We start from the raw sequence: 12,440 nt of genomic DNA on the forward strand, positions 1-12,440 counted from the left end.
CTAGCGTACCCGATGAACGCCCAGAACCTCATTAAATGTGCCGTCAATCGATACCTGGACGACATCCTGCTTCACCGTTCCATTATTATAATAAGCTATAAAGGTGAAGCTTAACGTTCCTTTGTCAAGCTTTTCGAAGGAAGCATCCCATAGCTCGCCAGCCCATAATGTGCCCGCCTTATTTTTCACCTCCAGCTTTGTCCTAAAGCTTTTCATGGCAACCTCTACGCGCTCCGGCTTCGTATCCGTCCCCGTTTCTGTCGCATTCGCTACCAAAATGAACTTTTCTCCTGCCCAAAATACGCTATACGCACGTGGAGCTTCTTCATCCCCGCTCTGCTTTTTGTTATAGGATTTACGAATGCTGTTCCAATCGTCCGTATGATTGACCATTCCCGCCACTTTCAGCGGCTGTACTTGTACGGTTTTGGAAATCGTTACCGGTTCGGCTAGACCATCATCTACAGTAACGCTAAGCTGCCATGCGCCAGTCTGCTCCATTTTGAGCCTCGGCCCTGTCTTGGCGTAAGGATAGGAAATGGTATACTCGTACGCATATTTTTGCCCAGAAGGCGACTTAAGCTCCATCTTTAGAGCTAGCGTATCTTTGTCGGGATCAGCTGCATTCGCCTCGAACGTTACCATGTCCCCTTCAAAAATCGGTTTCGGAGACCAGTCTACATTAACCGTTGGCGGACGATTCGTCACAAAATAAATATACGCATATTTCCCTGGATTGCCCGCTACATCCGTATCTATAACCGTCAATCGATAGGTTTGTCCGGGAATTAATCCCGCTATTTGATGCGATCGGACAGCCGCCGGCAGAGCCATATTGTATTCGGCTGAACCATCGCCATTCAAGTCAATCGTTGACACACTGCCATCCATATTAACCTTTTGCATATAAAAGACTCGAGCCGCATGGCCTGAGGATGGGATCGCATCGCTAAAAGCATTAAAATTAACCTTTACCGAGGTCGGTTTAATTTCAAGCTGCTCCTCCACATCATCCGGCTGCACCGTATCCACAAAGAAATAGCCATTGCTGCTGTATGGACCCCATACATAACTGTCATAGGCTCTTGCCTTCCAATAATGCAAACCTTCCTGCAAAGGAAGTGTTGGTACATGACTGGTCGCAGCATTCGCCATATTAGTATCCATCACTTTGCGATCGGCAGCATGGTAAAATACCTCGTAATCGATTGCCGTGATAGGATCATTTTCAGGATCAATGGTAAATACACGCAAGCTCGGACGATTGTTGTTCGTATAAATTGGCTCTGATGCTGCTGCTCCGTTGTAGCTCAGCAAGTAGGTTGTGGGCGGCGAATCGATGATAAAGTATACGGCATTGCTATCATCTGACCACACTCCACGACTGAATACGCGCCCCTGCACCTTCACCTTGCGTCCAATATCTACTGTACCCGCTTCAAGCTGGAAGCTCGCATCATCGCCCGGGTATTCTACCTCCAGCGCCGTTTGGCCATTATCCACATACGTTAGTTTCAAATAAAACTGTTCCTGCGGATCATTTTCTTTATCCCGGTATATCCACTTCAGATTTGGATCGTTCAGGACAACCGTTGGAGCGGAAGATGAGCCGCTAGGATAAGTCAAAACCATTTCCGGTCTGGACTGATTAACGGGAGACAGCGCCTCCTTATAAACTCTCGTCTCCGACCAGAAACTCCATGCCCCATGCATGTCCTTCACCTGCTCCTGAACGATCAGCTCGACGCCAGGGCGGCTGTAAAGCAATCTTTTCCCTGTTGTCCAAGCGCTCTCGTCCGACCAGCGCGTTCGAAACAAGCGATCCGCCAAATAACCGGGAACATCCGGGTCGTAGGACGTATCGTGCGTCAAATAATCCAGCGCTTCCCCTCCAGCGTAAATGGTGCCAGTAAACCAAATATCCGGCTGCGCAATCGGCCTGCGGTGCACATAAAGCGATTTAGTGGCAGGCTCCGAGAACAAACGGTAATCAGCCAAACCGGGATTATCCTGTGCCGTATAAGTGATGGCATACAGTCCGGGCTTGTCGAGTGAAGTTAGCGCGGCGCCGAAAGCTCTCCCATTAGATTGGCTAAGGCCGAGCGTATTGGCAAAATAACTTGGATTATGCGCGTAGCTCCATTTTTCCGCTAATCTAGCATCTGTCTCGGGATCACTAAACAGCTTATTGTATAAAATCTGTTCTCCTACAAGCACGGCCTCATAGGTTTCCTCTGGAATGGAATCGCCATAATTGATGCGCTTCACTTGGCTAAATGAGGCCTGCTGCTGCCCAAGCGACATCAAGCCTGCTGATCCCTTTTGGTACGTAGCATCCGTCGCTTCCAGCTTATTAACCCCATTAATAGAAACGCGGTGCACACCCGCGAGCGATTCCAGCTTGAAGGCATAAGGGATACCCGCACTCCTCGGCATCGCGACCTGAGTCATAACATTCTTGATTCCGCTCTTCACTTTGTAAAGCGTCAGTGTACTGCCCGTCCACTCCACCGCATACATATTTTTTTCATCTTGAATTTGAATGGCCGCTCCTACCGGTTTTTCATTCGATAAATGATTGATGGATAAATCAAATTCAAGCACCTGATTGCGCATCACGCTGGTTGGATCGTAAAGCAGTCCGCCCCATGCCTCGCTATCAATTTCAACCGTAGTATCGTTAAACAGCCGCGGCATATCTCCCGTTGATTCACCTTTGAAAGGAATAACTACTTTTTTGCTTGTAAGCGAGCTTGAATACGGTCCCGTATAGGTTGTATCTGTTCCAAAGCCTAGAACTGAGCCGTTAGGGAGAACGTTCGAGGCGCCGCTAAAAGCAACTCCGTCATAGCCATTTCCATCTGAATATTTCATTGCATCCGTCACGAATAAGGCTTTGTTTTCAAAAGTTTCCGCACCTAAATACGGCGTTTGATTAATGCTCAATACACCTGCCCAATGCTGTAATTTTTGAAATGCTGAGCTTGCCCAAACTTGCTGGCCACCCGATGTCTGATAAGTGATTTTATTAAAGAGCTTCACACCAGCTGCCATTGCCCAAAATTCATCCGAAGGCTGTGAAAATGGGCCGATCAAGCCTGTTTTAGGCCATAAAATTTGCGTCATCACCGGATCGTTTGGGGTGGGGCTTTTAACATTAGCTGCCGAAAACTGGTCCAGCATCCTGTAAGGGTTTCTATCATCGTTTCTCGTTATGGAGCCATCTGGCATAATCAAAAATCCATACGGAGTCGCCATCATTCCCGGCTTATTAACCGCTGTTTTTGCGAGCTCATTAGGGAATTTCAAATCATCAATCGTGCCGCTGTTCTTCTCCAGCCTCGTAAAGCTATTTGTTGAAGTATGGTAAGACAGAACACCGCTCACCTGGGAGTAGCCATGATTACCAAGCTCGAAGCGCATGGAGGTCGCATAGCTTTTCGTCCGGTCAGTCGACATCGTAATTGCTGAAAGCATGCCATTGCCAGTTACATGATTCGCTATTAATTGACCACTCGGATTTACAGCATAAAATAATGCCGTCCAGTTATCCTCCGTACCTCTTCGCATGTTCGCAGCCAATAACAAATTTCCACTTGCATCCACATCTACACTGCCAATCTGATAAACATTCCACATATCTATTCCGGCATGCACAAGCTTTGTCCAATAGAGTGTTTTTTGCGCTACAGAATATTTAGCAACATAAAGCTTTTGCCGAACATCAAACGTACGTCCTCCATTGCTTTCCCGATACGCGACATACAGAAACTGCCGATCTGATGAAAAAGCTGTGCCAATGACCTTATTGCTCGGGTCGTCCCAATAGCTGCCTCCTCCTGCTCCACCCGCAGCTGGCGGCGCAATGTTCGGATATTCTTCCAACAGCTGACCGGTCTCGATGTTATATAAACGCAGCGTGTCCCCTGAAGCATTTACGATCCCTTCTTCCAGAAAATAAGCCTGCTTCATCTGGCTCGGATGATATTGATAAAATGCCCCTTTGAAAGTGATTCCGGGATGCACATACGTATGTTCAATCTGGCCTGTCCATATATCACGGATGGCAAACGCCCAGTTTTTAGACTCTGGCGGTTTGTAGCTGTAAACCCAATAATAGCCCGCTTCGGTCATCACCGTCGTTTTGTAGCCAGCATAAATTTGGCCGATACTGCCTTCCCATGCCGGCAGCGGCTTCACATTTTCCGCTAAATTATAGCTTCCATTAAAATCTGCCCATAGAGCATTGCGAGTCGTTAGATTAACTCCATTTGATTTCCAGCTTGCCTTATTCGTCGTACCCCCTTCATATGGTGTCTTATTGACCCATGAGCGCAAAATCGAATCCGGAGAGTAGAAGGTGACTGGTGGACCGCTGCTCTCCCCCTGATCCGGCTGCTGGGTCAGGCCAATCGCTGTAAAATCAACAGTTGGCGCACGATTAATAATGTCCGTTGCCACAATAGCAGACTGCGCCGACAAGCCATAATCCTCCGTAACCGTTGCACGGTATTGGCGCTTGCCGACTGTCGTATATTTTACGCTGTGCGTGTCCTTGTACGTACCGCTATATAACGTGCGCCAGGATTCCTCGTTAAAATTGCCGTCATTGTCAGCATCGTATCGTTCTTCCAGCATAAGACGCTCCAGCTTGTCGCCATCTAGGCTGCTCGCATCAATATAAATCATATTTTCGTTATGACGCACGCCTTGTTCGGCAGCGGAAAGCTCCACTACTGGCGGCTGATCAGGTACAACCTCCAATGGATAGGCTGCCCATTCACTCTCTCTTCCTTGAGAATCATGAACCTTTCCCTGAAGGGTATAGGCTCCAAGCTGATCCGGTGCTTTAGCAGGCCACACACCAGTCGTGTAAGTGCCACTATCATTTTTCTTATAGCGAATTTCCGACTTGTTGAAATCAATAGTCACTCCCCGCTCCGACAACGGTGTAAAGGAGTTATTCAGATGATGAAGCTCCGGGAACGGCCTTCCCTGAATCCAGCGCGTCACCCCAGAAATGATGGCAACCGGTTTTGGATCATTGACATAAAGCAGCGCCGTATCTGATTGGCTTTCATAGTCGTTAGATACATTCAGCGTAGCCTTATAAACGCCCGGTTCATTAAATGTGACCGCGGGATGAGAGAAATCTCTTTGATCAAAATTAAATTTGTCTAAATTTTCAGTTAATTCCCATGAATAATCGGTATAACCTCGAGCTGTCGCCGATAAAGTCGCCCGATCACCGGTGAAAATAGAGGTTGGACTCCAGTTGGCATTTACTTCGAGTATCGGTCTTGGTGCTGGCGTCGGCTCGGATACTCCATTAGTAGCTGTAGCAGTTGGCGTAGTCGCTCCCGGCTTGGTAATGGTACTCGTGCATTCAATGGCCTGCTCCGCTGTCGTTCCATCCGTGAACGTGACTATTGCTCGCATGACGAATGTCTCGGTATAGCTGTCTCGGCCAACCAACTGGGCTTTCGGTATTGTGAATGCAAATTTATAACTGATCGTATCCATAATCTGAGCAATGGTCTGCGTTTGATATTGGGTTCCATCTTCAAGGCGGGCGAATACTTTCCAGTTTTTTACCTTGAGTGAACCGCGTTGCTTTAGGGTTGCTGTAATTGTTGAGTTTACCGTAACATCTCTGTCTGCGAAGCTAACGGTTGATGGATCAGCTTTGCAGGTGCAGTCGAGGTAGGGTTGGTTTATTGGAGGTAGTTTTTCGTATGTGACTCGAACTTCACCTTCGTAATAGTATGTTTGGCCTTCCCAATCTGTGTTTGCAGAAATAAGATATTTCATTCCTATAGCATTGCCAGTACATCCGTTGCAATCGATATATTCCCAATTTGTATTAGTCTTGTCCATAGGAACCACAATAGATATGTAACCAAAGCCATCGGAGCCTTTTTTAGCTTCTACTACATTGTGATAGATTTTACCGCTTTTCTTGTTTGTTGCAGTTGCTTTTGTGATTTTAATAGTTGAAGAAATCAACTTATCTATGTGGACACTTTGACCATTAAAGGTATAATAATTTGGTCCTGGAAAGCTTGGATTTGTGTCAATTGCCCAACCTTTAGTATTTTTCATTTGGCTTGAAATTGTTTTACCCGTTGCATCTTTCTCAGGCAGAATTCCTGGGCAAATTGAGATATTACCTTGCCAACAAGCATCGCTAACAGTAGGTACTACGTTGTATGTTACGCCATCCACACCTTTAAAAACCCACTCTTTACCATTTGAACGCCTATTTACTGCAAAATACATATCAGGATTGTAGCCTTCAGCAGTTGCTACCACCTTTGTACCGGTAATTTTTTTCACAGTTATTTCGTTATTTGAATAGTTAAAGTTACTTTGAGCGCTCCCAGAATTGGCTAACTTCAATTCACCTTTACTATTAGCAACCATGTTCCAAAACTCATAGGTTTTTATCTTATATCCGTCTGGAACCGGTGCATTTACCGTTGTCACATTGCTTCTACTTGAAGCTAGATCGAAAGATCCCTCAGTTCCTAATTTCACTTTGTAACTTTTGGTGATCGTTTCAGCACTAGCAGCTGTAATCACTGGAGGTTGAATAGGGAAAATTCCAATTGCTATAGAAAAGATTAATAGTAACGATAAAATTGGTTTTATTTTGCCCATATATCTTTAACTCCCGTCAAGTAGTAATCTTTTTGTCCAATATAAGTTCTAAAATGAATAGGAAATCCTCCATATTTTTTAATTTGCTGTGTAATAATATTTTTCGGGACAAAAGGAAGACTCCAGTTATATTCGACATTGTTTTTGACCCCAAAATATAGTGACATTTTGTTCATAAAAATTCCTTTTCGTTCTATAGTCTTCATGTCGTAGTAATAAAATTTATCTTTAATTTGCGTACTTCCAATATCCCCTTCCGTATACATATAGAAACTAGTTTCTGCACTTTCACTGCGATTAGCATCTACTACCAAATTTTTTCCTACAAGCTTCATACCAAATACTAATCCTGGTGTTTTTTTAGGATCGATATCTTTACCAGAAACTTGATATTCAGCACCCTCTAAATACTCTGCATAATACCCGTCTTTATCGAGTGGGTCCACAATAACCAACTGTTCAATCGATACATTGAAACCCGGCCGCATTTCCTTCGTAAAAGGTAGCTTCACTAAATCATCTTGATTTAACATTGTTATCACATTATGATCATGCCACTTAATCTCAGCCGCTGTTGAAGCCCCCTGATCCACCGACAGCTTCCCGCCACCCGCGAGTTTCAGCAGGCGCGTGACGATAACGGCCGCTTGTGCCCGAGTAGTGGTCCCATCTGGGTCAATCGTTTCCGCCTTGGCACCTGTCCGCGACAGCAGACCTGCGTTCACGGCGCGGAACATCAGCTCATCCGCCGTCAGCTTTGCGCCGCGGTACTCAGCATTTGCTCCGCGTACGGCGAGCTTAGCCATTTCCACACGCGTTACCGCCTTGCCCAGATCGCCCGTGAAATCGCCAACAGCATAGATTTTCGCATCAGTCAGCGCCCTCTGATAGCCTGTATACCATGGCTTGCCCGCAGGAGCAGCCGCAGCCTCTACCTTCGTCGTCAGTGCAATGACCTTGAGCAGCTCCGCACGCGTAATCGGATTTTGTGGCTTAAACGTTTGATCCGGATACCCGTTCAAAATACCCGCCTTCACCGCAGCTTCAATCGATTCCTTCGCCCAATGCCCTGAAATATCTTTAAACACAGGAGAAGCCGCTTGAGCCATTTTAGAATCTACCGACGTTAACGACAACGTAGACATTACCGCCACCAACACTAGCAATAAAATAGAGCCCTTCCACCATTGCGATCCCATTTTCTCCATCTTATTCAGCCTTCTTCCGATTAGATTAGTTTGAGTAAATAATAATGACCAAGCTCTTGCCGGCCTCGCTTTTGTCCATTATGATTTTCTTTCCGTTGTAGGTTTTCAGCAGTCTAGCCTCCAACGCTTTTCCAGCATCCAGCTTAACCGCATCCCCATAAGCCGCATCCGCAGATTCCCCCACATAACGGGCCAATAGCTCCATTAACAACTGTTTATATACAATGGGCTTCGCATATAGCCATATCGTCGTTGCTTTTTTCCTGCTGTCATACTCCAACGTTATTTTGTAATCGGCTGGTTTTCCGTTGCCTTCAGGATTAAGCAGCACCGTTTGCCCACTAACCATTACATCGCCCGTGAAGCTTTCGAGTGACACAACCAACTGCTTCAGCTCCCCAGTCGTTACGTAAGTTGGCTGTTCCATCAAGCCCGCAACGCGAGCCTGCGCTGACTGCCAATTCAGTAAACGATGAATGACCACGATCGCTTCCGCACGCGTCAGCTTGCGGTCCATCCCGATCCTGCCGGCAGCATCACCCTTCATCAGTCCAAGCTGCTTGGACATATAGACATATCCCTTTGCACGTCCTGCCTTGTCCTCACCCGCCGCCCGAACGAAGAGCCTCGCTGCTTCTCCGCGCGTAATTGCTTGATTCGGCCTAAACTTGCCTGAATCATATTCCGCCATTTTCAATAAACTAAGCTTCAATCCAACTGCCATATAAGGGCGAAACCATCCGCTGTCATCCAGAAATGGCGTATCCATATTGGCCACCTCAAGCTGCTGTGCTTTTATAACTGCGGCAAGCAGCTCTGCGCGAGTAGCTGGTTTATTCGGTCGAAATGTACCATCCGCATAGCCGCCCGCATAACCAGACTGTACCGCCTGCTCCACAGGAATACGCGCCCAATGGCCCTCCATATCGTTTAGCCGCTGCCTCGCTTCTGCCGCCTGGGCATGCAAAACCGGATTAAAGGCAAGCGCCACAACGACCGTTAACATAAATTGATTTTTCTTCATGCGGGGACTCCTTCATAGGTAAAATGGCACAGCCCATCCCCCCATAAAGCGCAAAAAAGCACGCAAAAAACCCAGGAGGATTTAAGCGTGCTTCGCTTCATAATTATTTTATACTTTACCCTATTTTATAAAATATTGTCAATCCATTTTTTAGCTTATTTTGTCACAATAACTCATAATACCCTTCATCATTATCCTAAATCCGCCGAATTACCCCATGTATATCTAATTTTCTATGATCAACAGTCGATATACGATCCACTTCACCCTCATCGCTCAATTAAAAAAACTCGCCACTATGCCCGTTTTTCACAATCTCATTAATCGTATATGCCATAAGATATCTCTCACCACCTATTGAGTGTTAGATTAATAGATTTCACAACCCAAACTTAAAAATGAAAGCGATTACAAAAAGTCGGAATTGAACATGTTAGATGTCGTTATCGTCGTAGTTGCATCGGAACTGACTTCTTATAATGAAAAGGCATCATAAAGGAGGGCTGTGACAAAATACCGGGCATCATAGAAGAAACGATCAGGTATCACGGTATGACGGTAAATGACAACAGAGAGGATGATTGTACAAATGGGGAAGGTCAGACAATTGAGCGTCGTTGCTTTGCTGCTCGCCGTTTTATTCGGAAGCATGCCGCTTTACAGCTACGCAAGCACAGCGGCACCCGCCGCGGCAGCTGTATCCACCGAAATTCAGTCACTAATGGATCAAGGCATCATTAAAGGCAATGGCAAAGCACTCAGCGAAAAATATTGGAGCAAGCAGGCGACCCGCGCACAAGCAGCGACGCTGTTTCTTCGTTTGAAAGGCTTAGAGAAAGAAGCGCTTAGCTATTCGGGAAGCGATTCCTTCCCTGATGCGGCGAAAGCAGGCAAAGTGCTTCAGCCGCTGGTGAACTATTTGAAAGCCTATCCGCATCTCGGATGGCTGCCAGATAAGGATGGCCGTTTCGCCCCGCAGCAGGCTGTCACGGCGCAGGAATATGCCCGAGTGCTGCTGAAGGCGCTTGGCTATGAAGCTGGCGTTGACTATAAAGAAGCCGATGTGCTGGCGTTTGCAGTCAAGCAAGGGCTCGCCGCATTGAAAAAAGGCGGCAAGCTGACCAATCACCAGCTTGCATCCGCAACGGCGCAAGCGCTGAAAGCAACGCATAAAAGCAGCGGCGAAACGCTAGCAGTGCTTATAAAAAAACAAGCGGCACAAGCCCCTTTCACTGCCGATGTGACACAGCAGACCGCCTATGGCGCAATTAAAGGCGCCAAGGATGAAGCGAGCAGCACGCTCAGCTGGCTCGGCGTGCCTTATGCGAAGGCGCCGGTCGGCGAGCTTCGCTGGAAAGCGCCGCAAGCGCCAGCAGAATGGACAAGCACGCTCGAGACGACCGCTTTCGCTGCGAATTGTACCCAGCTCGCAGCTGGCAAGGCGGCAGGCAGCGAAGACTGCCTGTATTTGAACATTTGGCGGCCGGCTGACAGCAGCACAAGCCTGCCCGTTCTCGTCTTCGCGCATGGCGGCGGCAATATGACCGGCTCCGGCAAAGATTTCAAAGGCGACCTGCTTGCCGAAGCGACGAACAGCATCGTCGTATCGATCAACTATCGCCTCGGTGCGCTCGGCTTCTTCCATCACCCTTCACTAGCAACAGGCGATGCGGTTCAGGATTCGGGCAACTACGGCCTGCTGGATATTTTCCAGGCGCTGAAATGGGTACAAGGCAACATTGGCGGATTCGGCGGAGACGCTGCCAATGTGACGCTTTCCGGCCAATCGGCCGGCGGCCGCGATGTCATGGCGGCCGTCATCTCTCCACTGAGCCAAGGGCTGTTTCAGAAAGCCATTGTGCTCAGCGGCGGCATGACGACCGCGCCTACGGCGGACGGCGACGCCAAGGTGAACAGCGTGCTGGCGAAGCTGGCCGCTGCGGATGGCACAGCCGCCGATGAAGAGGCGGCTGCCAAGTGGGTAGCTGGCCAAACAGCCGAGCAACTCGCGGCATATTTGCGCAAGCAGCCTGCTGCGGATCTCGTGCAGCAGTTCGGTGGAACGGCCATCCGCATGGCGCCGTTCCCGCATTTATTCAGCGATGGCACGGTGCTGCCAGCGGAAGGCTTTGACGTATTGAAGAGCGGCAAATATGCGCAGCTTCCGATGATTTTGGGCAGCACAGCGACGGAGTTTTCCGCCTTCGCTTTGAGTGATCCCGCCTTCGCCGCTGGCTTCGCAGACGGCAGCCTGCTGAAGGACCCCGTGAAGGGGCCACAATATGCAGCCGCCATCAAATATGGTAGCGAGCTGTATTCCAGCTTCAACGCGGAGCGTGCAGCCGAGGTACTGACGGCTCGTTCCGGTCAGCCAGCCGTTTATGCGTACCGTTTCGCATGGGGCACACAGGATGGTGTCATTTCGAGCAGCCTGCAGCAATTGATCGGCGCAACGCACGGCGCAGACATGGATTTCATTCTCGGACGCAAAGCCGGCATTGCCGCCTATTTCCCTGACGGCTACTTCTCGGAGCAAAATGAGCCAGGACGGAGTGAGCTCACAACAGCCATTCATGGTTACTGGAAAAACTTCCTCTACACCGGCAATCCAAATGCCAGCTCTCTGCCAGCATGGACTCCGTGGACGGCTAAGGATGGCTCTAATCGCATTTTGCGTCTGGATGCTTCGAATGAGCATCAGACGATTCATATGTCGAATGAATATTACAAGAAAGCGGACGTGCTTTCCCGTATGGAACAGGAGCTTCCAGCGGACACCTTAAAGCTTCTGCAAGAAAGCGTATTGGCAGGAAGATTTTTCTGGTAAGCGGTATTCGCAGCGTTAGTCATGCAGCTTAGCCTTGCATCGACATGCCTGCAACGATATAAAAAGCAAACAGCCCGGCAGTTGTCCTGAATGGACGCTGCCGGGCTGTTGTCATCGTCCAGATAAGTCGTAATCAGGTTGAACGCATAGCCTTCCAGAATCGTGCTGTAATAATGCTGCGTAACCGTCTTTTCACAAGCGTCAAGACCTCATTTTCGGCATATAAGACGCAATATTCCTAGAAAAATATATTTTCCACATCCATACTCGATTATATACCATGAATCTGAATATTCATTTTCTTATGGTAATTAACGATGCTCGCCTAAATTTTCAAATTCAATGCTATCGCTTTGAACTTTATATCCTGTGAAACCACCTCCTTCCGAAGGCGTTCTATTAGACACAAGTAACCAAGATTACATACAAAGCAGAATTTCCGAACTGAGGACGGTCTGTTTTAAATAATCGATGTTATCTAAGGTAAGCAAAACCACCACATGATCGAAACACAATCATGATCGTTTAACAAATTGCAACATATTCCTCCTTACTCGGCTCAACTTCTTCAAAAATTCAGTATATATACAAAAAATTTTCAAATATCCCAAAAATATTTGAACTACGTTAATACCTCGATGTACAAATAAATAATTAAATTTGGAACTTTTTTCTTTACCAAATAATATAAGTATGGTATCATTTTCTTTATTCGGCTTAA

4 protein-coding genes are annotated in these 12,440 nt (G+C 47.4%); 1 reads left to right on the plus strand and 3 read right to left on the minus strand.

Going from position 1 to position 12,440, the window contains the following annotated elements; genetic code table 11:
- The 3 genes from AC50YG_RS08560 to AC50YG_RS08570 form a co-directional block, all read right to left on the minus strand.
- The gene (locus AC50YG_RS08560; protein WP_494826112.1) at positions 1–5,523 is read right to left on the minus strand and encodes a hypothetical protein; all 5,523 of its coding nucleotides are present in this window, start codon (positions 5,521–5,523) and stop codon (positions 1–3) included.
- A 1,124-nt stretch (positions 5,524–6,647) separates the two neighbouring features.
- Entirely contained in the window at positions 6,648–7,868 is a 1,221-nt protein-coding gene (locus tag AC50YG_RS08565; RefSeq protein WP_494826113.1) for an S-layer homology domain-containing protein, read from the minus strand.
- Positions 7,869–7,893: 25 nt separating this feature from the next.
- Positions 7,894–8,892 carry an S-layer homology domain-containing protein gene (locus AC50YG_RS08570; protein WP_494826115.1) on the minus strand — a complete coding sequence of 333 codons (999 nt, stop codon included), beginning with the start codon at positions 8,890–8,892 and terminating at the stop codon, positions 7,894–7,896.
- Positions 8,893–9,481: 589 nt separating this feature from the next.
- On the opposite strand from AC50YG_RS08570, the gene AC50YG_RS08575 reads away from it, so the two are divergent.
- Entirely contained in the window at positions 9,482–11,719 is a 2,238-nt protein-coding gene (locus tag AC50YG_RS08575) for a carboxylesterase family protein (protein ID WP_494826116.1), read from the plus strand.
- The last annotated feature ends 721 nt before the right edge of the window (positions 11,720–12,440 follow it).

Source organism: Paenibacillus sp. J31R34 (genome assembly GCF_059383715.1).